The sequence below is a fragment of the Acidisphaera sp. S103 genome (genome assembly GCF_009765975.1).
GTDB lineage: Bacteria > Pseudomonadota > Alphaproteobacteria > Acetobacterales > Acetobacteraceae > Rhodopila.
The window spans coordinates 139,642-162,501 of the sequence record NZ_LMUJ01000048.1; the positions used below are offsets into that span (position 1 = coordinate 139,642).

Here is a 22,860-nt window from a genome sequence, read left to right on the forward strand (position 1 = left end):
TGTGTCTGACCTTATCCCTCCGGCGGCAGCGTCCGAGGCACGCCGTGATCGTCCACCGCGACCAGTACGAACTCCGCCGCCGTGACCCGCACCCGTTCTCCCTGATTGCGCCGCAGTACATAGGCTTCCACCCCGACGGTGATCGACGTCCGCCCCGTCCTGGTGATGTCGGTATAGACGCACACGACGTCGCCGACCTTCACCGGCTGCAGGAAACTCAGGTTTGACACCGCCGCGGTTGCCACCCGCCCCTTCGCCCGCGTGCCTGCCGCCACGCCGGCCGCCAAATCCATCAGCGACATGATCCAGCCGCCGAAGATGTCGCCCGCGGGATTGGTATCCGCCGGCATTGCCACGGTGCGTAGCGACAGTTCCCCGCGCGGTCCCAGGCTGCTGCTCGGCATGTCGGTATCCTTCTGCTATGATCCCGCCATCATGTCCGAAATCCTGCTTCGCCACGACAGCGACGATATCGCAACCCTGACCCTCAACCGCCCGGCGGCGCGCAACGCGCTGTCGATCGGCCTGATGGAGGCGCTGGACGCCGCACTGGCCGCCATCGCCGAGGACCGTTCGGTCAAAGTCGTTATCATCGCCGCCAATGGACCGGCCTTCTGCGCCGGCCACGACCTGCGCGAAATCCGCGCCACGCCCACCCGAACGGCCTATGAGCAAGTCTTCGCCCTGTGTTCGCGCCTGATGCAGCGCATTGTCCGCCTACCCAAGCCGGTGATCGCCCAGGTCCACGGCGTGGCCACCGCCGCCGGCTGTCAACTGGTCGCCTCCGCCGATCTGGCCGTCGCCGCCGATACCGCCCGGTTCGCCACACCCGGCGTGGATATCGGCCTGTTCTGCTCCACCCCTATGGTCGCGCTGTCCCGTACCGTCGGCCGCAAGGCGGCGATGGAGATGCTGCTGACCGGCGACATGGTCTCCGCGACGCGCGCAAAAGACCTCGGCCTGGTCAACCGCGTGGTCCCCGAGGCGGACCTGCACGACGCCACGCGTGCCCTGGCGGCCCAGATTGTTGCGAAAAGCCCGCTGACCGTGGCGATCGGCAAAGAAGCTTTCTACCGCCAGGCCGAAATGCACATGGCCGAGGCTTATGACTACGCGTCGGATGTCATGACCCGGAACATGCTGGCCCGCGACGCCGCGGAAGGCATCGACGCCTTCCTGGCGAAACGCCGACCACATTGGACCGGGACTTGATCGGGCGCGGCGTCGTCTCTACGTGATCGGGACCGATGACAGACCCATACGAAACTCTTGGCGTCCAGCGCACCGACGATGAAGCAGCCATCCGAGCGGCCTACCGCAAGCTGGCGAAGAAGCATCATCCGGATGTCAACCCCGGCAAGCCGGACGCCGCTACGCGGTTCGGCGAGATCAGTTCCGCCTACGACCTGCTGTCCGACAAGGACAAGCGCGCCCGCTTCGACCGGGGCGAGATCGACGCCGAGGGCCATGAACGCCAGCAGCAACGCCAATACTACCGCGATGCGCCAGGCCAGGAACGCTACGATCCTGCCGGTGGGTTCAGCCAGGAAGACCTGGAAGCTTTCTTCGCTCAGCAGTTTGGCGATGCTGGCCGCCGCTCCGATTGGGGGGCAACCGGCCGTGTCAGACCAGGGCGAGACATGCAGTATTCGCTGACCGTCAGCTTCGTCGATGCGGCTGGCGGCACGACGCGGCGGCTGGCTTTGCCCGACGGCAAGACGCTGGATGTGCGCATCCCGCCGGGCACCGAGGATGGCCATGTCCTGCGTCTGCGTGGCCAAGGCGGTCCGGGATACAACGGCGCCCCCGCCGGCGATGCCCTGATCGAGATCACCGTCGCTCCCGATCCTCGCTTTCACCGCGATGGCGACGATATCGTTACCGACGTGCCTGTCTCGTTGAAGGAGGCGGTGCTGGGTGCGTCGCTGGAAGTCCCGACGATCCATGGACCGGTTCGTTTGTCGATCCCGCCTGGCTCCGGTACCGGCAGCCGGCTACGATTGCGCGGCAAGGGCATCCGGCAGGGGCATCAGTTCGTCCAGCTTCAGGTTGTAATCCCGCCGGGGGATGAGCCGGAACTGGCTGAATTCCTGAAAACCTGGACCCCGAAGGGAAGCTTCACGCCGAGGGAGGGATCATGATGCGCTTCACCGCCGTCATCGCTCTGTTTCCCGACCTGCGGGAAGCAGAACTCCATGCCTGGGTGGAACGCGGCTGGGTGCGCCCCGCGGGGATCGAACCCGACTGGATTTTCCAGGAGATCGACGTCGCCCGCGTGCGGCTGATCCACGACTTCCGCCACACGATGGACGTGCATGAGGAGACGATCCCGCTGGTGCTGTCGCTGCTGGACCAGGTCTACGCGCTGCGCGGCCAGGTGCGGGCGATTGCCCGGGCCGTGGAAGGGCAGCCGGAATCGGTGCGGGCAGCGATCCTGGCGGCGATCAGGGGATAGGCGCCACCTGCACCGCTAGGTATGACATGCCCGGCGACGAACATCCGGACGATCTTTGTGGTCGGATCCGATGAATCCAACAACAGCTTTGGTCGTTTCCTTCTGTCGTCGCCGGCCGACGTTTCATACGTTAACGGCCGCCTTTCGATGTACAGACGGAGAGGATGCTTTACTGTTTCGCACCCCGGTCGCTATGGTACCCGAACAAGAAAGACGGCTGGAATAATCCGGCCGCGACAGGGAGACTCCACGATGAAGACAACCAGCGCGATCTCGCGCCGCCTGGTGTTGGCCGGAAGCGCCGGCCTGCTTGCCGCCCCCCCGATCCTTGGACGCGCCGCCGCCGCCACCCGCGGCGTGACCGATACCGAGATCATTATCGGCACGATGACCGATCTTTCCGGTGTCACCGCGGTGCAAGGCGTCAACAACGCCAATGCCATGCACATGGCGTTCGATGACGTAAACGCGCGCGGTGGGATTCACGGCCGCAAGATCCGCTTCATCGTCGAGGACAACGAATACATCGTCCCCAAGGCGGTGCAGGCGATGAACAAGCTCCTCAATCTCGACAACATCTTTTTCGCGCTCGGCAATGGCGGGACGCCGCATAATGACGCGGTGATGCCGGCGATGTTCGAGAAGAATGTGCCGAATGTCTTTCCGCTGACCTGCGCCCGTTCGATGTACGAGCCGTTCAACCGGCTTAAATTCGGTCAGTTCTCCTCCTATTACGATCAGATGCGGGCCGGCGTGAAATACTTCGTTGAGAAACGCGGCAAGAAGGTCATCGGCTCGATGTACCAGGACACCGATTTCGGCCGGGATGTTCATGCCGGCGTGGTGGCCCAACTGTCGGCGATGGGGTTGAAGCTGGCGGCCGAGACGGCGCACCGGCCGACCGATACCGATTTCAACGCGGCGATCGATCGCCAGCATGATGCCAAGTGCGACCTGGTCTGCATGGGCACCATCGTCAAAGACACCACGATTATCCTGCAGACCGCGCGCAAGATCGGCTGGAAGCCTGATTTCTGCGGTCAGTTCGCCAGCTATTCCACTGCCGTGGCGGAAGCGCCGGGTGAGCCGGCGGAGGGGTTTTACTCGATGGCTCCGGCGCTGTACCGCTATCCGGACGATCCCGAACCGAAGGTGAAGGCGTTCGCCGAGAAGTATCGCAAGACGTTCGGCATCGACGTGAATTATTTGGGCGAGGCTGGCTATACCGCCGCCACGTTTGTCGTTGCGGTGCTGGAAAAGGCCGGCCGCGACCTGACCCTGGACAGCTTCATCAGCGCGATGGAGAGCATGAAAGACTGGCGCGACATCTTCGGTGGGCCGGCACTGTCGATGAGCCCGACCAACCATCATGCGTCCAGCGTGTCATTCCTGTCCCAGGTCAAGGGCAAGCGCTGGGCACCGGTGATTGAGGCGCCGCTGAGCTTCTGAACTGCAAGCGGGCTCTACGGTGCCGCCGGCTGTCTTGCTGGCGGCGCCCGTATGCTGGAAGTGACAGGCGATCTGGTCCCAACGCTTGGAAAGCAGGTGTTGGGACCGGACTGTCAGGACACCGTAATCGCCGATGTAACAAGGGCACCCGTCGTGGTGCCGCTCGCACTCTGCGCCAGCATCCAAAGATAGTAGGTGCCGGCCGTGGCGGGTGCATTGAAGTATTGCCCCCATCCGTTGGTCTGGCCGTCGGTGCTGGCCGCGATCAAACCGGTGGTCGGAAGCGTGGATGCGCTGGCCGACCAGGCGAAGTTGCCCCCGGTCACCGCGGTTGGCGCGGCGGTCGCGGTCATCTGAATGCCGCCGTTCGGTGCCACGCTTGTGCCGTGAACCTGCGTGGCCGCGGCCACCCAGTTGCCTGGCACAACGGTGACGCCCCAGCTTGTCCCGGTGGTGATAGCGGACCATGCACCCGGGCTTGCCGCGGCGCTGGTGGCCTGGACCTCGATGTCGATCGCGGTTGCGCCCGCCAGTCCGGCCAGCGTGTACGGGCTGGTGACCCCTGACACCGTCGTCCAGGTACCAGCGCCGCTCGGGCTGGAGCGCAGGTTGTAGCCGGTCGCCGCGCCGTGGGTGGCGTCGACCACAGGGGCGGCCCACGTGACGGTCAACTTGCTGTTGGTGCCGTCCGGTGGCGGCGCGACGCTGGCGATCACCGGGGCGTTCGGAGCATACGGTCCGCCCGCGGCTGTGGTCAGCGTGCTGGTGGCCGACCATGCGCTGGTGCCGGCGGCATTCGTGCTCTGTATCTGAACGTCGATGGCCGCGCCGGAAGCGAGGCCCGACAGGGTGTAGGGACTGGTGACACCGGATACGATCGTCCAGGTGCCGGCGCCGGAGGGGCTGGATTGTAGGTTGTAACCGGTGGCGGCACCGTGCGTGCTGTCGGCCGCCGGGGCTGTCCAGGTCACGGTCAGACTGCTGCCGGCGCCTTGTGCGAGCGACGCGGCGCCAGGCGTGTTCGGTCCGCCGGTGGCTGTGGTGATCGTGCTGGTGACGGACCATGCGCTGCTGCCGGCGGCGTTCGTGCTCTCGGTCTGAACGTCGATCGCCGCACCAGCCGCCAGGCCTGACAGGATGTAAGGGCTGACGACGTTCGACACCGTCGTCCAGGTACCGGCGCCGGAGGGGCTGGACCTCAGGTTGAATCCAGTGGCGGTGTCGTGGGTGCTGTCGGTCGCCGGGGCTGTCCAAATCACGGTGAGGCTGCTGCCGGGGCCCTGTGTCAGGATCGCGGCGTTCGGCGGGTTCGGTTCGCCGGTGGCCGTGGTGAGCGTGCTGGTAGCCGACCATGCGCTGGTGCCGGCGCCGTTCGCACTCTGGACCTGAACGTCGATTGCCGAACCAGCCGGCAGGCCCGACAGAAGATAGGGGCTGGTGACACCTGACACGGTCGTCCAGGTTGCGGCGCCGGCTGGGCTGGATCGCAGATTGAATCCGGTTGCGGCGTCATGGGTGGTGTCGATTGCCGGAGCTACCCAGGTCACCGTGAGGGCGCCGCCCGGGGCTTGTGCCAGTGATGCGGCGCCCGGCGTGTTGGCTATCAGGGGCGTCGGCGCGGCCGCTGGGGTGTTTCGGGCTCCATAGGCGCGCATCGTGGCCGTTTGCCGGTGCGCTGGGGTTGGTGTGGGACGGTATACTGGCATCTTTGAAATGGGTCCTGTCGACGTCAAAAAAAGCATGTGGTGGTATAGGTGCTGCGCCCATATGTTAGTATAAATATCAAAATTCAAGAGAGGCATCCCTTTGGATCGGCGATAATACCAACGGCCGATGACGTTGACCCATCAGCCTCGCCATGGCCCAGACTGCCGCCGGGACGTGACGAACTAAGAGTCGACTTTAACAGCGGCTGAGTAGAATTCGCGAAAACACCGTAACGCAGTGCGGCGCGAATTTTAGTCAGGATATGTTAATAGAAATAACCAATTCGAGGGGTTCGGCCTAATGTGAGGCAACGCCCAACCAGCGGTCCAACAGGGCAGGGTCGGCAGCGAGCCGGTCGCTGGGGCCGTGGTGAACGACGCGCCCGCGTTCGAGCACGAGGGCGTCGCGGGTAATCGGCAATATCTGGAGGGCATGCTGCTCGACCAGGATGACCGCCATGCCGCCGTCCCGCATCATGTGCGCGATAATGCCCAACAATTCCCGCACGATCAGTGGGGCCAGCCCCTCCAGCGGCTCATCAAGCAGCAGCAGCCTCGGGTTCAGCATCAGCGCCCGGGCGAGGGCGAGCATCTGCTGTTCACCCCCCGATAGCTGGTTGCCCATATTGGCGCGCCGCTCCCGCAGGCGGGGAAATGTCGCGTAGACTTTTTTCAGGCCCCACGGACCGGGGCGGGCGACGACGGTCAGGTTCTCCTCAACGCTGAGCGAGGGGAAGATGTCGCGCTCCTGCGGCACCCACCCCAGGCCGGCCTGCGCTCGGCGGTGGCTGGGCAGGATGCCGAGGTCCTGGCCGTCGAAATGGATATGACCGCGCAACAGCCGGGTCGCCCCCATCAAGGTAGCAAGCAACGTGGTCTTCCCCATGCCGTTCCGGCCGAGCAAGGCGAGGCTGGCGCAGGGTTCGAGGGTGAACGAGATGTCTTCCAGCACGGTCGCGTTGCCGTAGCCGGCCCAGACCCCTTCGACCCGCAGAAGCTCAGCCATGGCCGGCGTCCCCGAGGTAGACTTCCCGGACCCGCGGGTCGGCGGCAATCATGTCCGGCACATCCTCGGTCAGCAGGGCACCCGCGACCAGAACGGAAATCCGGTCGGCGAAGCGGAACACCAGGTCCATGTCATGCTCGATCAGCAAGACGGTGACTTCGCGCGGCAGCCGGGCGATGGTTTCGAACAACTCGCGGCTTTCACCAGTGGGCACGCCGGCCGCCGGTTCGTCCAGCAGCAGCACGCTGGGTTGCGCCGCGAGAGCCAGCGCGATCTCTATCAGGCGCTGCTTGCCGTAGGGCAGGTCCTTCGTGGGCACGTGCGCGACCTCGAGCAGGCCAAGTTGGGACAGCAACGACGCGGCATCGTCGATGGCCTCGCCATGCGCGCTGACAGGGCGCCACCAGTGCCCGGCGATCCCCCGTCGCTCATTCACCGCGAGGATGACGGATTGCAGCGCGGTCATGTCGGCGAACAGCCGGTTGATCTGGAACGTGCGGGCCAGGCCGCGCTTGACCCGGCGATGCTGCGGCTGGCGGGTGACGTCCTCATTCTTCAGGATCACCGAACCGGAGGTGGGTTCGAGAAACCCGGTCAGCAGGTTGATCAGCGTCGTCTTGCCGGCGCCGTTGGGGCCGATCAGGGCATGGCGCGCGCCCTCGGCGACGTTGAGCGTGACATCGTTGGTGGCGAGGAACCCGCCGAAGCGTTTGAACAGGTTGCGGGTCTGCAAAGCGTAGGTCATGCCCGGACTTTGGATGCGAGGCGAAGGGTGCCCATGATGCCGCCGCGGGCGAAGAGCACGACGACGATCAGCAGCAAGCCCAGCCAGAATTGCCAGTACAGCGGGTCGATGCCAGAGAGATATTCATGTACCGTCATGAAAACGACGGCACCGAGAATGCCGCCGTACAGGCTGCCGATGCCGCCGAGGACCAGGATCAACAACACCTCGGCGGACCGGGAAAAACTGAACACATCGATCGAAACGAATTGGGTGGTCTGGGTCAGCAGCGCGCCGGCGATGCCGGCATAGGCGGCGCCGAGTGTATAGACGGCAACCAGGCGGGCATTGACGGGGGTGCCCAGCGCCGGCATCCGAACGGCATTTTGGCGGATGCCCTGCAGTGACAGGCCGAATGGCGAATGCACGACACGCCGCGCGATCCAGAACATGACGAAGAGGATGATGGTGCAGTAGACATAGGCGGTTTTGCCGTACAGATCGAAGGCGAACTGTCCGAAGATGGGTTTCATCTCGACGCCCTGCAGGCCATCCAGGCCGCCGGTGATGTCGGTCAGTTTGTTGGCCAACACATACAGCATCGATGCCACCCCCAGGGTGACCATGAGGCGTGTCAGGTCGGCGCCGCGCAGCACCAGGAAACTGGTGGCGAACCCGGTGACGGCGGCTGCGAGCGTGGCGCAGGCGAGACCGAGAACGGGGTCTCCCCATCCGGCCTGGGCAAGCAATCCGGCGGCGTAGGCACCAATGCCGAAGAACGCGGCATGCCCGAGCGAAACGATTCCGGCGTATCCGAGGATGAGGTCGAGGGATACGGCGAACAGTGCGGCGATGGCGATCTGTGCCAGCAGGGCCAGGTGGTCGGGGAACACGAAATATGCAACGATCGGCAGTGCCCAGAAGGCGTATTCGGCCGGGTGCCATCGCGATGCATCACGCCGTGTCATTTCGCTGCCATACGGCCGAATAGGCCCTGAGGGCGGAAGATCAGCGTGACCACCATCACCAGATAGATGACGAAGGCGCCGATCTGCGGCACGTAGTACTTGCCCTCGACATCGCAGATGCCAAGGATCAGGGACGCGATGAGCGATCCCTTGATATTGCCGCTGCCGCCGACCGCGACGACGATCAGGAAGTAAACGATGTAGGTGATCGGAAACTCGGGATCCAGACCCAGCATTTCGATACCCAGCGCGCCGCCGAGGGCAGCCAGAGCGGAGCCCAGTGCAAAGGTGACAACGAACACCCGATCGACGTCGATGCCGAGGCCTCGCGCGATCCGTGGATTGTCTACGGCGGCGCGCAGGCTGGCTCCGAATTTCGTTCCGGTGACCAACCACTGAAGGCCGCCGGCGAGAACGAGGCCGACGACGATCAGGAATAGGCGATAGGCGCCGATATCGGCTCCGGCCACATGAAATTGACCTGACAGCATAGGCGGCAGATGCAGTGGTTGCTGATGGTCACCGAAGAAGTAGTTTGCGGTGGAGATCGACATGAATACCAGCCCGATTGAGAACAGAACCTGATCCAAATGCGGGGCGCCATACAGGCGGCGATACAATGTGCGTTCCAGCACGACACCGGCCAATGCCGATACGATCATGGCGATCGGCAGTGTCGCCAGGAAGGGCACGCCATAACGGTTGAGTAGAACGACGCAGACGTAGCCTCCGAGCATCGCGAACGCACCGTGGGCGAGGTTCACAAAATTCATTAAGCCCAGCGTGACTGACAACCCGACGCTGATCAGGAAGAGCAGCAGGCCTGAGGCGATGCCGTCGAACAGGACTGTCATCGTGTCTCCTCAGGCTGAGGCTGTGGGAGCGACTCGGCTCGGCGAGAACCTCGTCGCTTCGCGTTTGGGGACGTTATTGCTTACCGGGGTCCTTGACGGCGGATACGTGGTCGAATTCGACATTTTGCAATTTGCCGCCGACTTTCTCCACCTTGCGGATGTAGATGTCCTGCACGATGTCGCGGGTGTCGGGGTCGATGCTGATCGGGCCGCGCGGGCTTACCCATTTCATCCCCTTGGCGGCGGCGACGAACGCATCGGCGTCGGTGCTGCCATGGGTTTTGTCCAGCACCGCGGCGATCAGGTGCATCCCGTCGTAGCCGGCGACCGACATGAAGTCCGGCCGGTCGTCCGGATAGGCTTTGTGATAGGCCGTGGTGAACGCGGCGTTCTCCGGCGATTTATGTGCCTCGGAGTAATGGAAAGACGTGATCATTCCGAGTGCCTGATCACCGATGGAGTCGAGAATTTCCTCGTCTGTCAGGTCGCCTGTGGCGATCATCTTGATGCCGGCTTTGTCGAGACCGCGTTCCTCGAAGCCTTTCATGAACGCGATGGTTCCGGCGCCGGGGGGCAGGAACAGGAAGACGGCGTCGGGCTTGCTGTCCTTGATCCGCTCAAGGAATGGTCCGTAGTCGGGATTCTTGACCGGCGCGCGCACGTCGCCGACGATTTGGCCACCGGCGGCTTCGAAGGTTTTCTTGAACTGGCCCTCGGCGTCGTAGCCGGGGCCGTAGTCGGCGACCAGGATGAAGACCTTCTTGATGCCGTTCTTGGCCGCCCAACTGGCCATCGGCGCCGTGTTCTGCGGTAGGGTCATGGACGTGCGAACGATGTAGGGCGACTTGGTGGTGATCGCCGAGGTGGCGGCATTCATGACGATCATCGGCTTTTTTGCCTCGGTGGCGACGGGGGCCACGGCGAAGGCCGATGGGGTCAGGGTGAAGCCGGCGAGGATATCGACCTTATCCTGAACGACGAGTTCCTGCGCGAGGCGTTTGCTGACGTCGCCTGCGGTACCAGGGCTGTCATCCTTGATGACCAGTTGAACCTTGCGGCCGCCGAAGGTGTCGCCATTGGTCTTGAGATAGAGTTCGACACCATGCTCGATCTGCTTGCCATAGGCGCCGAAAGGACCGGTCAGGGCCAGGATCAGTCCAACCTTGACCGGTTCGGCGGCCGATGCGCCGCCAGTCAGCGTCATAGCCAGCGCCAGGGTGGCGAGGCATTTTTTCAGAATCATGCGTTTCTCTCCCTGCGGTCGTTCGTCATTCGGGTCATCATGCGCCCATGGCGGCAACTTGACAGTAAGCCGGAATGTGTCAACGACTTTGATTCGGATCGGTCACGTCCGACCTTAGCTGTATTGTTTTCGCAGTTCCCGCTTTAGCAATTTGCCCGCCGTGTTACGCGGCAGGTTGTCGACGAACACGACTTTCTTGGGTAATTTGTAGGGGGCCAGATGCGCCCGAGCCAACGCCACCAATGTGGCTTCGTCGACTGTCTGGCCGGGGCGGAGGACCACGAACGCGGTGACTGCCTCGATCCATTTATCGTCGGGCAGGCCGACCACGGCGACCTCCGACACCGCGGGGTGGGTGAACAATATTTCCTCGACCTCACGACTGGCCACCAGCACGCCGCCGGTGTTGATCACATCGCGGATGCGATCGACGATATAAAGGTAGCCTTCCTCATCGAAGTAGCCGACATCGCCGGAGTGAAACCAGCCGCCGGCGAAAGCTTCGGCGGTTTCCGCCGGTTTGTCCCAGTAGCCGGTCAGCAGATGCGGCGAACGGTGCACGATTTCGCCGTGGGTTCCTGGCGGCACGTCGTTCATGTCGGGATCGACGACCCGGGTCTCGACGTTCAGGCAAGGCCGCCCGCAGGAGGCGGGACGGGCGTCATGCTCCTCCGGCCGCAGGACGGTGGCGAGCGGAGCGATCTCGGTCTGGCCATAACAGTTGTAGGGACGCGCGCGCGGCAGCCGTTCGCGCAACTCGTTGAGCACCGGAACCGGCATGATCGAGGCGCCGTAATAGATTTTTTCCAGTGACGACAAATCGCGTGTCGCAAAATCGGGGTGCCGCAACAGGCTGATCCATACCGTCGGTGGGGCGAAGAACGAGGTGATGCGTTCCTGCTCGATCAACCGCAGCACGAGATCCGGCACAGGCGCCTCGATCAGAATGTTGCGGGCACCGACGAGAAGCTGCGGCATGGTAAAGGCGTGGGTCTGCGCCGTGTGATACAATGGCAGTGCCGCGAGAGCTTGATCGGACTCGGCATAATCCATGTTGTGGATGACCGAGTAGTATTGCGACAGCATCGCCTTGTGCGTCATCATCGCACCCTTGGGTGCGGCTGTGGTGCCTGATGTATAGACAATCTGCGCCAGGGTGTCGTCGTCCAGGTCCGGGTCCGGTCCGGTTGGCGCATCCGGATTCAGAGCGATGGCGACAAGGTCATTCAGAGGGCGGGCATCGACGTCGATCTCGGCGAGGTTTGCCTCCAGGCCGGCGCCGGTCAACACAAGGCGGGACCCGGATTGCCGCACGATGTACGACAGTTCCTCACCGGTCAGTGCATAGTTCACCGGTACATGCACGAAGCCGCCGCGCACGCAGGCCAGCCAGGCGATGAAATACGCGTCGGAGTTCCGGCCGTAGGCGGCGATCCGGTCACCGGCGTTCAGCCCGAGGCCTGCGAAATGCCCGGCCACCCGATCGGCGGCGCGATCCAGCGCGTTGAACGACCAGTCGCGATCCCCGAACACCAAAGCCGATCGATCTCGGAACAATCGCGCCGATCGGCGGATCGCGTCGCCAACGGTGTTGCGGCGGATCAGGTTCATGTCACGCCACCGCTTCGGCTTCGATTTCCACCACCCAGGCCGGGTCCGCCAAACCGGCGACGAACAGCAGCGTTGAGGCTGGCGGCGCCTCATCGCCGAACACCGCGCCCCGAGCCTGACGATAGCTCGGCAGCAGGCCTCGATCGGTGAGGAAAGCGGTCGTCTTGACGATGTTGGCCAGCGTCATGTCATTCGCCGCCAGGACGGCGCGGAGATTGGCGAAAGCCTGGGCGATCTGCCCTTCGGCATTGTCGGGGATGGAACCATCCGGCGCGACGCCGACCTGGCCGGAGATGATCAGGCGGCGGTAGTTTCCGGTGATTTGGACGGCGAGTGTATATCCGGTCGGAGTGCGAACGGCGGGCGGATTGCTGCGGGTGACCTCGGCGGCCATGACGTATCTCCCTGTTTTATTGGGCGAGGTGGGCTCGCACTTCGTTCTGGATGAACAGCATATCGGTCGGATTTGCAACCGGATTGCCAGCCCGATGACCCCAGATACTGGGGATCGGCCGCAGTGTGGCGTTGGCCAGGAATGGCAGCTCCGCCTGGTTGTCGGCGGTGCGGAAATACAGGTCGGTCGCGCCCGGCATCAGCAGGACGCGGGCCTGGATGGCCCGCAACGCCGCGGTCAGGTCGCCGTCGTAGAGGTCGTTGGCAGCAATGTCGGCGGCGTCCCAGGTGCGGAGCTGAGCGTACAGATTGGCGGCCGGGCGGGCACCGAAACGGTCTTCCCAGTCGGTTTTCAGGAAGGTCTCCAAATCGGGCGCGCCCAGGTTGGGGGCAGGGCCGTCGGCCAGATGCAGGCCAGCCCGATAAAAGTCCTGGCTGAGCGCCCAGGCGGCGTAAATCCGCCCGAAAGCGCGTTTCGCGGCACGCGGTTCGGCGGAGAAGCGGCCGTTGCCGATGTGTTGCGGAGCCGCTTCCAACGTCGCCATCAATGAGCGCAGGAAGATCTGGTTATGCACGGACGTGCGGGCGACACCGCAATTCACGACGATGCGGTCCACCCGGTCGGGGAACAATGCGGCCCAGTGGTAGGCCTGCAATGCACCCATCGACCAGCCGTATACGCAGGCGATGCGATCGATGCCGAACAATTCGGTCAATGCTCGGCGTTGCGTCTGAACATTGTCATGGATGGTGACCAGCGTGGGATAGTCGTCCGTATCGGACGGCGATGACGATCGGCCGTTGCCGAACATGTCGGGGATGACGATGAACCAGCGCTGCGGGTCCAGGACCTTGTCAGGGCCGATCAGCCACTCCAGGTCCGGATGCTGCGCGCCATAGCTGGTTGGGTAGATGATGACGTTGTCGCGGGCCGGGGACAGCGTACCGTGGGTTTTCCAGGACAGCCGAGCGGACGGTAGGCGAGCGCCGGATTGGAGCGTGATGTCGCCGGCTTCGAATGTGCCTTGCTGTGTTGGCCAGGTCATGGAGGCTCCGTGTTTCGTCCCGGCGTCATTATGGGACACGTTACCGGTGTTGGGCAGCGCGTTTTTTCCTTGCGTTCGACCTGCAACCTGACGTAGAAAGATGACGAACAAACAAAGAACATACGCTATGAGCGACACCACCAGCTCGATCCAGTCTCCCGAGCGTCTGCATGCCCAGGCGATTGCCGCGCTGGTGCCGTTCTTTGTCGATGGACCGACAAGGGACGTAAAGGCTGCTCGCCGCGTCGCTGAGGGTCTGCTGACCGACTACAAGGTCGGCACGCCGAAGGAACTGCAGCTTGCCACCCAGATCGTGGCGCTTGGATGGGCGGCGTTGGCCTGTCTGCGTGCCGCGGCGGCGGTCAAGAACCTGTCGATCGATGGAATGCTGGATTTGCAAGATGACGCTATCCTGCTGAATCGTCTGGCCCTGAAAGCGACCAAGATGCTGGAGGCGCGGCAGAAGGAACGAGCAAAAAATCCCCGAACGATGACCCTGGAGAACACGAAGTGGGATGAGGGCGCGTTTCAACTGGCGATCAATCAGGCGTTGGATAAATACAACGACGCAAACGCCAAGCTGACGGCCTATATGGCGACGCTGGAACCCGTCGTGCCTAAAACCAAGCTGGCGATCCTATCCGCCGAACAGATGACTCCCGCGGTTCTGGCGCGCCGGGCTCAAGGCAACTGAGGCCGCGTCAACTACTGCCGATCAGGATTCCGACGCCGAATACCAGCGCCCCGCCGAACGCGACCTGAAGCGTTGCCGACAGCGGCGGGGTATCCATGTATTTCCATCGCACCCAGGAAATCACCGCCAGTTCCACGATCACCACGGCGATCGCGACCACCATCGCCGTCCAGAACGACGGTATAAGGAATGGCAGTGTGTGGCCGATTCCGCCGGCCGTGGTCATTAGCCCGCAGATGGCGCCGCGGATCAGTGGCGCGCCTCGGCCGGTCAGGCTGCCGTTGTCCGACAGCGCCTCGGCGAAGCCCATCGAAATGCCGGCACCGACCGATGCCGCCAGACCGACCAGGAATGTCTCCCACGTGTTGTTGGACGCGAACGCGGCGGCGAACACTGGCGCCAGGGTGGATACGGACCCGTCCATAAGCCCGGCCAGGCCCGGCTGAACAACGCGCAGGACGAAGGATTGGCGGGCGTGGGCGTCCTCGGCACCGCGTATGCTGGCGGGCAGGTTTTCTTCCACCAGCTGGTCCGCGCGATGCTCGTGCTCGACCTCGGCGTCGGCGAGATCGCCGAGCAGCTTACGGATAGTGACGTCCTCGCTGCGGGCGGCGGCTCGGCGATAGAAGCGCTGGGTCTCGGTTTCCAGGCTTTCCGCGAGGCTGCGCACGGCGTCCAGATTGAGCGGTGTCATTTGCCAGACGGGCTTGTGATGGACGAAGCCGCGGACGTCATGGCGCCGGATCAGCGGAATATGCTCACCGAACTTACTGCGATAGACGTCCAGCAGGCGACGACGGTGTTCACCTTCCTCGCCGGCCATCTCGGTGAACACGTTCGCGCTGCCGGGATAGTCCGCGCGCAGCCCTTCGGCGATGTCGAGGTAGATACGGCCGTCTTCTTCCTCATTGGCGATGGCAAGGGCGAGAATCTCGCGTTCGGTCAGGTCTGAGAAATTGCGCATGGCGCGGAATGTGGCCGGGCCAGCCATTTCGTCAAGTAGAAAGCGTAATGATGCGAATGAGTTGCAGGGGCGCCGCTTCTCGATCGCCATAATCCGGGGCATGACGAGCGATCGCGGCGGAACGCTGGAACAACTTGGCCCCTGATATGGAGGGGGCGTGAGCCGCCCCCTCCATATCGCTCTATTCGACCTTGAAGCCGCGTTGCGCGAACGCCGCGCGCGCCTGCGGACCGGCCAGGAACTTGAGCAACGCCCGCGCGTCGGGCGTGTCGCCGGATTTCGTCACCGCGAACGGATAGGTGATCGGATCATGGCTGCTCGCGGGGAAGGTTCCCGCCACCATCACGCCCTTCGATACAGCCGCATCGGTCCGGTAAACGATACCGGCCGGCGCTTCACCGCGTTCCACCAATAGCAGGCCAGACCGCACGTCGTCGGTACGCGCCAGCCGTTGCTCGATGCTGTCCCACAATCCCAGCTTCTTCAGCGCCTGTTCGGCATAGATGCCAACCGGCACATGGGCCGGGTCACCCACCGCCAGCCGACCGTTCGCGCCAAGCAAGCCCGCCAGGTTGAACTTCGGTCCGATGGTGACGTGCAGAGGCTTGTTCGCGGGGACCACCAGGACAAGGTCGTTACCCAACAGGTCCTTTCGCGTGTCGGGGATGATCAGGTTCTTCTGCGCCGCGTAATCCATCCACTTCTCATCGGCGGAGGCGAACAGGTTCGCCGGCGCACCTTGCTCGATCTGCCGTGCCAGGGTGGAACTGGCGCCGAACGACATGGTCAGTGCCGGGTGGCCCGCTTTCACCCACAGCGCCGAGACATCTTTCATCGCGTCAGTCAGGCTGGCCGCGGCGAATACCGTCACTGCCTGGGCGCGCGCGGCCAACGGCATAAGCAGCATGCAGAGAAACAACAGAAAACGCATGGATTGGACCTCTCAGGGGTGAACGGAACGGACATCCGACAGCACGGAGGCAAGCGCCGCCGGCGTCAATGTGTGGTCATAGAGAACCGCACTGGACAGGGCGGCGAGCGTCACAGGGTCGCGTCCGCTGAGCCACGCCAGTCCGATCAGGCGGTTGACCGATGGCGGTTCCTCGAGCCAGCCGAACGGCAGGCTGGGAGCAACGAGGGCATGACCTTCCCGGACCGCCCGCACACCCTTCCATGCGTCGGAGTGCGCGATCGTTTCACGCATAGCCGGATCGGAGAAGACCAGCATGTCGGGATCGAGTGCCTTGATCGCGTCGATGCTGGCCGGCCGGAAAACCCCCTGCCCATCCGGGGCGACAACCTGCCAGCCGAGGCGACTAAAGACCTCGGTCACGTCAGTGTTCGGCGCCGCGACCAGCAGGCCGTCGGAGCCACGCGCGTACAGCACCTTCGGGTGGTTGTTTGGAATGGGGAGTACCAGCAGGGCTTCGGCGAACTTCGCCAGCATTTCGCCGCGGTCCTGACGGTGCAGGATAGTGCCGAGTTCGCGAAACGTGTCGGGGATTTTGGCCAGTGAACCGTCGAGCAGGATGGTTGGGATACCGGTTCGTTGCTGCGTTGCCCTGGCCAGATCTGCATAACGCGGCGACACGGTGCCGTAGTCCAGGATCAGGTCCGGCTTCAGGGTGTCGATCTGCCGCGAAACGTCGTCATGCCCGGTCACGCGTGGAATTTGCGGCAGTTTCGCCGCATCCGGCGATAGCAGCGCGCGCGCATCCGCCGATACCGGGAAGGGCCATCCCGCCATCAGGTCCGGTGCTATGGCCTCCAGAAGAACAGCGGCGGGCGGCCCGGCGGGTATGACATGGGCGATATGGTCCGGGACCTGAACCGTTCGGCCCGTCGCGTCGACGATCTGGGCCGCGACCGCATTGGCCGACCACATCATGACCAAAAGCAGGATCGCGCGACCGCGCATGCTGTTCTCCCCTGGGGGCCACGGTATAGTCCGCCCGATACAACGGCAACAGGGGGCCGCGGGCTAGCCGCCTGTTGGTGACCTGCTATCGTCTTTTGGGCTTTCCCGGCGGAGAAACGGACGTTGCAAGCGATCGCCCCCTGGCTGGTTCTTCTGGCCTTCAGCGCCATGACCTGGTGGGTAACGCCGAGGCGGGTGAATGCGGCTCAGTTCTTCGATGGAAGGACGGACACCGGCGGGCCACCCGGCGTCCTGATGGTCGCCATGAGTGCCGCCATCACCTGGGTGTTCGCTAAATCGATCGCCAACGCATCCGACCTTGCCTACGGCTATGGACTGACCGGGGGCATCGGCTACGCACTGTATTATCTCAGCTTTGTCGTCGCGGGAGTCGCAATCTATCTGCTCCGCACCCGAGGCGGCTACCTGTCGTTGCCGCATTTCCTGGTCTCGAAATACGGGGCCGGCGCGGCGAAGCTATTCATGGTGCTGGTCACCTTCCGGCTGGTCAACGAAATCTGGTCCAACACCAAGGTCATGTCGCTTTACTTCGGGTCGGAGGGCAGCGGGCCGTACTGGACGGCCGTGGTGCTGATCAGCGCGTTTACCATTGCCTATGCGTGGCGAGGCGGCATGCGGGCCAGCCTGACGACCGATCGCATTCATATTTTCCTGGCGTTCGTTCTGCTCGCCCTCGTCCTGACCGTGCTGTTTCCCGGGCTGGCGGCGAAAGGCATTCCAACGGTGGCGCAGGCCACGCACGATAGTGGTGTCACTTTCTGTCTGCTGGCACTCGTCCAGATATTTTCCTACCCGTTCCATGATCCGGTGCTGACCGACCGGGGCTTCCTCAACAGGCCGGGGCAGGCGTTGCGTGCCTTTCTGCTGGCGGCGGTGCTGAGCGGCGGGTTCATCTTCCTGTTCAGTATCATCGGGCTGTATGGGCTGGCGTCTGGGTTGCAGACCCCGCCGAGCGTTACCGTGCCCAGCGCGTTCGGCCTGGCGATGCTGATGGTGTTCAACGCCATCATGCTGATGACCGGTGGTTCGACCATCGACTCTACCCTGACCAGCATCGCGAAACTGACCGGGCGAGATTGGCGGAGCAATGGACTGGATGCGGTGCCGACCCAGGTCACCACGGGCCGGTTGGCAATGGTCGTCGTGGCGATCGTTGGCAACCTGCCGCTGCTGACGATTTACCTGGGTGATAAGGTCGGCCCGGCGATCATCGCCGCGACTACCATCAGCGGCACCATGGTGATGGGATTGGCACCGGTCTTCCTGCTGTCCTGGCTTCGGCAAGCGGGTGCCGTCAGTTTTCACATGGCATTCTGGCCAGGCGTTGCTATCGGCCTGACCCGGGCGACGGAGACGTTCGGGCACCTGCATATCTTCCCCGACGTAGTCATGCTGGGCACCGGCCCGTTCGCCTTGGACCTGGGGGTTAACCTATGGGGTCTTGGTCTTTGTACCGTGGGTTTCGTTGCTGGCGCCCTGCTGGCGCCTCGATCCGCGACGGCTTGGGCGCACGCGGGGAAAGCCTGAGGTGATCCCGGTCCTCGAACCGCGTGGGCCGGTGCTGTTGTTTGGCGGTTGCTACAGCAATTTGCAGGCAACGCAGGCTCTGCTTGATGAGGCTGACCGGCTGGGCATTCCACCGAATCAGATCATCTGCACCGGTGATGTGGTTGCGTATGCCGCCGATCCGGTGGCCACAGTCGATCTGGTTCGTGCGAGCGGCATGCATGTCGTGATGGGCAATTGCGAGGAATCGTTGGGGTATGGCGCCGCCGATTGCGGCTGCGGGTTCACGGCTGGATCGGCTTGCGACCTGTTGTCCGTCGCGTGGTATGCACATGCCAATGCCAGTCTCGATGATGGTGCCCGCGCGTGGATGCGCGGTTTGCCGCGTCGTATCGATCTGGTCATCGGCGGCCGCCGGTTTGCGGTCATCCATGGCGGTCCCGGAAGCATCAACCAGTTTGTCTTTGCGTCAGCGCCGGACTCGGTCCTTCGCGATCTAGTTGCGTCGTCGGGTTGTGACGGCGTGATCGGCGGCCATTGCGGCATTCCGTTCACCCGGGTGGCGGATGGCAAGCTCTGGCATAACCCGGGCGCGATCGGCGTTCCGGCGCACGATGGTACGCCGCGAGTCTGGTTCAGTGTCATGACGGCGCAAGGCCGGGACATCGCGATCCGGCATCTGCCATTGGAGTACGACCATGCGGCGGCGGCAACCGCGATGCGAACCGCGGGTTTGCCGCCGGGTTATGCCGATGCCCTGGGAACCGGGCTGTGGCCGAGCACCGACGTCCTGCCGGCTGCGGAACGGGCCAACGGCGGCCTGCCGTTGGAATTCGCTCCGGTCGTTTGGTCGGGCAAGTCGTAGCGAAAGGGTCGGGTCGGCAGCCGGTGCTTTACCGCCGAACCGCCGCCGCCAACGCCCGCACCTGATCCAAAACCTTCTCCACCGCCCCCGGCCGCGCTTTTCCATCAGCATCGAGGTTCGCCGACAGTGTGTCGATCAGGGCGGACGCCACCACCGCGGCATCGGCGATTCGCGATGCCGTACCGGCCTGCTCCGGTGAGCGGACGCCAAAGCCGATGGCGATCGGCAAGTTGGTGGCTTTGCGGAGGCGAGGAATCGCGGCCTCAAGATGTTCGGCGGTGGCGCTGCGTGTGCCGGTGATGCCGGTGATGGCAACGTAATAGACGAAGCCCGAACTGCCGCTCAGGACATGCGGTAACCGTTTGTCGTCGGTTGTCGGGGCGATCAGGCGGATGAAGTCCAGGCCGTTGGCGTTGCTGTAGGGCAGCAGTACGTCGGCTTCCTCGGTCGGCAGGTCGACGATGATCAAGCCGTCCACGCCGGCGGCGGCAGCATCGACACAGAAGCGTTCGGGGCCGTAGGACAGGATGGGATTCAGGTAACCCATCAGCACGATCGGCGTTGCTTCGTCGGCCACCCGGAAATCGCGCACCATCGTCAGCACGTCGGCGACCTTCACCCCGGCGGCGAGGCCTCGCTTGCCGGCTGCCTGGATGATCGGGCCGTCGGCCATCGGATCGGTGAACGGCATACCGATCTCGATCAGGTCGGCGCCAGCTTCCGGCATCCCGCGCAGCAGCGCCATGGAGGTCGCGTGGTCGGGGTCCCAGGCTTCGACGAATGGGATCAGGGCGCCGCGGCCCTGGCGCTTCAGGTCGGCGAAGCGCGCGGCGATGCGGCTCACAGCTTCACCCCCAGATGTTCGGCGACGGCAAAGATGTCTTTGTCGCCTCGGCCACAGAGGTTCATCAGGATGATCTGGTCGGCGGCCATGGTGGGGGCGAGTTTGGTCACGTGGGCCAGGGCATGGGCGGGTTCCAGGGCGGGAATGATGCCCTCGGTTCGGGTGCAAAGCTGGAACGCGGCGAGCGCTTCCCGATCGGTGGCGGAGACGTATTCGACCCGGCCGATGTCGTGCAGCCAGGAATGTTCCGGGCCGATACCGGGGTAGTCCAGACCGGCGCTGATGCTGTGCGCCTCGATGATCTGGCCGTCGTCGTCTTGCAGCAGGTAGGTGCGGTTGCCGTGCAGCACGCCGGGACGGCCGCCGGTCAGGCTGGCAGCGTGTTCGCCGGTCTCGATGCCATGGCCGCCAGCTTCGACGCCGATCAGGCGGACGGTGGCGTCGTCCAGGAACGGGTGGAACAGGCCCATGGCATTGGAACCGCCGCCGATGCAGGCGACGGCGACGTCGGGCAGGCGGCCTTCGGCTTCCTGCAACTGTTGCTTGGCTTCCTCGCCGATCACGGATTGGAAGTCGCGGACCATCATCGGGTACGGGTGCGGGCCGGCGACGGTGCCAATCAGGTAGTAGGTGTCGGTGACGTTGGCGACCCAGTCGCGCATCGCCTCATTCATCGCGTCCTTCAGGGTGCCGGCGCCGGAGGTGACGGGTTTCACCTCGGCTCCCAGCAGCTTCATGCGGAAGACGTTGGGGGATTGGCGCTCGACGTCGGTGGCGCCCATGTAGACGGTGCAGGGCAGGCCGAACAACGCACACATGGTGGCGGTGGCGACGCCGTGCTGGCCGGCGCCGGTCTCGGCGATGATGCGGGTCTTGCCCATGCGGCGGGCCAGCAGGATCTGGCCCATGCAGTTGTTGGCCTTGTGGCTGCCGGTGTGGTTCAGCTCGTCGCGCTTGAAGTAAACCTTGGCGCCGCCGAGGTGCTTCGTCAGGCGTTCGGCGAACCATAGCGGGCTGGGACGGCCGACGTAGTGCTTCAGGTAATATTGCAACTCGGCGTCGAATGCAGGGTCGGCCTTGGCGGCGTCGTACGCCTGTTCGACCTCAAGGATGAGGGGCATCAGCGTTTCGGCGACGAAGCGGCCGCCGAACTCTCCGAAGCGGCCACGTTCGTTGGGGCCGGTGCGCAGACTGTTGGCGACTGGGGCGTTGTTCAAAGCGGGGTCTCCTTGCGGGGAGCGGTTCTAGAGGTTGGGTCTGTTTGGTCAAGGTGAAGCCGCTCAGGCCGGATATCTGATTTCGATGCCCCGGTGGCTGTGCCGAAGGGACGAACGCTGGCGGATCGTGTTATGCGGTTGATATTGGAAACGACACCTGGGGGGATTCGTGACCGGAAGCCAACCGATCCTTGTCGCCGGTGCCGGTATCGGCGGCCTGGCGACGGCGCTGGGACTGGCGCGTAACGGCTTCGACGTCGTCGTGCTGGAACGCGCTTCGGTGCTGGGTGAGATCGGCGCCGGCATCCAGCTTGGCCCGAACGCCTTTCACGCATTCGACTGGCTCGGCATTGGCGACGCCGCTCGGGCCATGGCCGTCTATGTGGACAAGTTGCGCCTGATGGATGCGATGACGGCGGAGGACATCTGCTCGATCGACCTGGGCGAGCCGTTCCGGCAACGGTTCGGCAATCCGTACGCCGTGGTGCATCGCGGCGACCTGCATGGCGTGTTTCAGCGGGCCTGTCTGGAGAACCCCCGGATCACCATCCGGACCGGCTGCGCCGTCGAGGGCTACGATCAGGATGGCGATTCAGTCACGGTCCGCCTGGCCGGCGGTGAAACGGTGACGGGCCGCTTGCTGGTCGGCGCGGATGGGCTGTGGTCGAAAGTCCGCCAACAGGTCGTCGGCGACGGTGCGCCGCGCGTGACCGGTCACAGTACGTATCGCTCAGTGATTCCTACGGAACAGATGCCGGAGGATTTGCGCTGGAACGCCGCCACGTGCTGGGCTGGACCGAAGTGCCACATCGTCCATTATCCGTTGTCGGACTGGAAGGTGTTCAACCTGGTCGTCACTTACCATAACGACGCGCCGGCGCCGGTCGCCGGGCTTCCGGTCACGGAAGAAGAGGTGATGGCCGGTTTCCATCATGTCCACCCGAAGGCGCGCGATTTGATTCGTCACGGCAAGGACTGGAGACTGTGGGTCCTGTGCGACCGCGATCCGGTCGAGAACTGGATCGACGGCCGGGTCGCCCTGCTGGGCGATGCTGCGCATCCGACGTTGCAATACATGGCTCAGGGCGCATGCATGGCGATGGAAGACGGGGTCTGCCTGGCGCACGAACTGGCCGGCAGTCCCGACGACCGCGCCGCGGCGCTGGAGCGGTATCGGCGTCAGCGCGTCCTGCGCACCGCCCGAATTCAGCTTCAGTCGCGGGCGATGGGCGACCATGTCCTGCATCCGTCCGGCGCACATGCGGCGCTGCGCAATGCCATCATGTCGGCGAAAACCAACGCGGAGTGGTATGACAGCCTGGCTTGGCTGTATGGCGGCACCGGGCTGGGTGGCGCGGTCTGAGGGGCAACGGGAC

General features: G+C 64.0%; 23 protein-coding genes. 8 read left to right on the top strand and 15 right to left on the bottom strand.

The window, feature by feature from the left end:
* Nucleotides 1-11 precede the first annotated feature (11 nt).
* Nucleotides 12-404 (bottom strand): acyl-CoA thioesterase, encoded by a 393-nt coding sequence (locus GSQ89_RS13190; RefSeq protein ID WP_158925793.1) that lies wholly within the window; start codon nucleotides 402-404, stop codon nucleotides 12-14.
* A gap of 31 nt (nucleotides 405-435) precedes the next feature.
* On the opposite strand from GSQ89_RS13190, the gene GSQ89_RS13195 reads away from it, so the two are divergent.
* The 4 genes from GSQ89_RS13195 to GSQ89_RS13210 all read left to right on the top strand — a co-directional run bounded on the left by GSQ89_RS13195 (nucleotide 436) and on the right by GSQ89_RS13210 (nucleotide 3,904).
* Nucleotides 436-1,212 (top strand): enoyl-CoA hydratase, encoded by a 777-nt coding sequence (locus GSQ89_RS13195; protein WP_158925794.1) that lies wholly within the window; start codon nucleotides 436-438, stop codon nucleotides 1,210-1,212.
* Between the two features lie 35 nt (nucleotides 1,213-1,247).
* Nucleotides 1,248-2,141: a DnaJ C-terminal domain-containing protein gene (locus tag GSQ89_RS13200; protein WP_158925795.1), complete on the top strand. Its 894-nt coding sequence runs from the start codon at nucleotides 1,248-1,250 to the stop codon at nucleotides 2,139-2,141.
* A complete protein-coding gene (locus GSQ89_RS13205) occupies nucleotides 2,138-2,455 on the top strand; it encodes a chaperone modulator CbpM (protein WP_158925796.1) in 318 nt (105 codons plus the stop codon). Before GSQ89_RS13200 ends, GSQ89_RS13205 begins: the two co-directional genes overlap by 4 nt.
* Before the next feature lie 252 nt (nucleotides 2,456-2,707).
* Nucleotides 2,708-3,904: an ABC transporter substrate-binding protein gene (locus GSQ89_RS13210; RefSeq protein WP_158925797.1), complete on the top strand. Its 1,197-nt coding sequence runs from the start codon at nucleotides 2,708-2,710 to the stop codon at nucleotides 3,902-3,904.
* 113 nt (nucleotides 3,905-4,017) lie between these two features.
* On the opposite strand, the gene GSQ89_RS13215 is transcribed toward GSQ89_RS13210, so the two are convergent.
* The 9 genes from GSQ89_RS13215 to GSQ89_RS13255 form a co-directional block, all read right to left on the bottom strand.
* The gene (locus GSQ89_RS13215; RefSeq protein ID WP_158925798.1) at nucleotides 4,018-5,559 is read right to left on the bottom strand and encodes a fibronectin type III domain-containing protein; all 1,542 of its coding nucleotides are present in this window, start codon (nucleotides 5,557-5,559) and stop codon (nucleotides 4,018-4,020) included.
* Between the two features lie 349 nt (nucleotides 5,560-5,908).
* The gene (locus GSQ89_RS13220; protein ID WP_158925799.1) at nucleotides 5,909-6,616 is read right to left on the bottom strand and encodes an ABC transporter ATP-binding protein; all 708 of its coding nucleotides are present in this window, start codon (nucleotides 6,614-6,616) and stop codon (nucleotides 5,909-5,911) included.
* Nucleotides 6,609-7,361: an ABC transporter ATP-binding protein gene (locus GSQ89_RS13225; RefSeq protein WP_158925800.1), complete on the bottom strand. Its 753-nt coding sequence runs from the start codon at nucleotides 7,359-7,361 to the stop codon at nucleotides 6,609-6,611. The genes GSQ89_RS13220 and GSQ89_RS13225 overlap by 8 nt, the downstream gene beginning before the upstream one ends.
* A complete protein-coding gene (locus tag GSQ89_RS13230; protein WP_158925801.1) occupies nucleotides 7,358-8,308 on the bottom strand; it encodes a branched-chain amino acid ABC transporter permease in 951 nt (316 codons plus the stop codon). The genes GSQ89_RS13225 and GSQ89_RS13230 overlap by 4 nt, the downstream gene beginning before the upstream one ends.
* Nucleotides 8,305-9,162 carry a branched-chain amino acid ABC transporter permease gene (locus GSQ89_RS13235; protein WP_158925802.1) on the bottom strand — a complete coding sequence of 286 codons (858 nt, stop codon included), beginning with the start codon at nucleotides 9,160-9,162 and terminating at the stop codon, nucleotides 8,305-8,307. Before GSQ89_RS13235 ends, GSQ89_RS13230 begins: the two co-directional genes overlap by 4 nt.
* A gap of 73 nt (nucleotides 9,163-9,235) precedes the next feature.
* A complete protein-coding gene (locus GSQ89_RS13240) occupies nucleotides 9,236-10,405 on the bottom strand; it encodes an ABC transporter substrate-binding protein (RefSeq protein WP_158925803.1) in 1,170 nt (389 codons plus the stop codon).
* 114 nt (nucleotides 10,406-10,519) lie between these two features.
* Nucleotides 10,520-12,016, bottom strand: coding sequence for a fatty acyl-CoA synthetase (locus GSQ89_RS13245; RefSeq protein WP_158925804.1), 1,497 nt, complete (start codon nucleotides 12,014-12,016; stop codon nucleotides 10,520-10,522).
* Between the two features lies 1 nt (nucleotide 12,017).
* Nucleotides 12,018-12,410 (bottom strand): RidA family protein, encoded by a 393-nt coding sequence (locus GSQ89_RS13250; RefSeq protein ID WP_158925805.1) that lies wholly within the window; start codon nucleotides 12,408-12,410, stop codon nucleotides 12,018-12,020.
* Between the two features lie 16 nt (nucleotides 12,411-12,426).
* Nucleotides 12,427-13,455 carry an alpha/beta fold hydrolase gene (locus GSQ89_RS13255; RefSeq protein WP_158925806.1) on the bottom strand — a complete coding sequence of 343 codons (1,029 nt, stop codon included), beginning with the start codon at nucleotides 13,453-13,455 and terminating at the stop codon, nucleotides 12,427-12,429.
* 127 nt (nucleotides 13,456-13,582) lie between these two features.
* On the opposite strand from GSQ89_RS13255, the gene GSQ89_RS13260 reads away from it, so the two are divergent.
* Nucleotides 13,583-14,149 (top strand): hypothetical protein, encoded by a 567-nt coding sequence (locus GSQ89_RS13260; RefSeq protein WP_158925808.1) that lies wholly within the window; start codon nucleotides 13,583-13,585, stop codon nucleotides 14,147-14,149.
* A 7-nt stretch (nucleotides 14,150-14,156) separates the two neighbouring features.
* On the opposite strand, the gene mbfA is transcribed toward GSQ89_RS13260, so the two are convergent.
* The 3 genes from mbfA to GSQ89_RS13275 all read right to left on the bottom strand — a co-directional run bounded on the left by mbfA (nucleotide 14,157) and on the right by GSQ89_RS13275 (nucleotide 17,031).
* Nucleotides 14,157-15,113 carry an iron exporter MbfA gene (gene mbfA / locus GSQ89_RS13265; protein WP_158926237.1) on the bottom strand — a complete coding sequence of 319 codons (957 nt, stop codon included), beginning with the start codon at nucleotides 15,111-15,113 and terminating at the stop codon, nucleotides 14,157-14,159.
* Between the two features lie 181 nt (nucleotides 15,114-15,294).
* A complete protein-coding gene (gene modA / locus GSQ89_RS13270; protein ID WP_158925810.1) occupies nucleotides 15,295-16,044 on the bottom strand; it encodes a molybdate ABC transporter substrate-binding protein in 750 nt (249 codons plus the stop codon).
* Between the two features lie 12 nt (nucleotides 16,045-16,056).
* Nucleotides 16,057-17,031: an ABC transporter substrate-binding protein gene (locus GSQ89_RS13275; protein WP_158925812.1), complete on the bottom strand. Its 975-nt coding sequence runs from the start codon at nucleotides 17,029-17,031 to the stop codon at nucleotides 16,057-16,059.
* A gap of 123 nt (nucleotides 17,032-17,154) precedes the next feature.
* Between GSQ89_RS13275 and GSQ89_RS13280 the strand changes: the two genes are divergently transcribed.
* Nucleotides 17,155-18,579 (top strand): hypothetical protein, encoded by a 1,425-nt coding sequence (locus GSQ89_RS13280; RefSeq protein ID WP_216856148.1) that lies wholly within the window; start codon nucleotides 17,155-17,157, stop codon nucleotides 18,577-18,579.
* Nucleotide 18,580: 1 nt separating this feature from the next.
* On the top strand, nucleotides 18,581-19,423 hold the full coding sequence (locus GSQ89_RS13285; RefSeq protein WP_254073193.1) for a metallophosphoesterase: 843 nt from the start codon (nucleotides 18,581-18,583) through the stop codon (nucleotides 19,421-19,423).
* Nucleotides 19,424-19,451: 28 nt separating this feature from the next.
* On the opposite strand, the gene trpA is transcribed toward GSQ89_RS13285, so the two are convergent.
* Together trpA and trpB are read right to left on the bottom strand one after the other, a co-directional pair.
* Complete coding sequence (gene trpA, locus GSQ89_RS13290; protein WP_158925814.1) at nucleotides 19,452-20,267, bottom strand: tryptophan synthase subunit alpha; 816 nt, start codon at nucleotides 20,265-20,267, stop codon at nucleotides 19,452-19,454.
* A complete protein-coding gene (gene trpB / locus GSQ89_RS13295) occupies nucleotides 20,264-21,484 on the bottom strand; it encodes a tryptophan synthase subunit beta (RefSeq protein ID WP_158925816.1) in 1,221 nt (406 codons plus the stop codon). Before trpB ends, trpA begins: the two co-directional genes overlap by 4 nt.
* A 169-nt stretch (nucleotides 21,485-21,653) precedes the next feature.
* Between trpB and GSQ89_RS13300 the strand changes: the two genes are divergently transcribed.
* On the top strand, nucleotides 21,654-22,847 hold the full coding sequence (locus tag GSQ89_RS13300) for a 3-hydroxybenzoate 6-monooxygenase (protein ID WP_158925818.1): 1,194 nt from the start codon (nucleotides 21,654-21,656) through the stop codon (nucleotides 22,845-22,847).
* The last annotated feature ends 13 nt before the right edge of the window (nucleotides 22,848-22,860 follow it).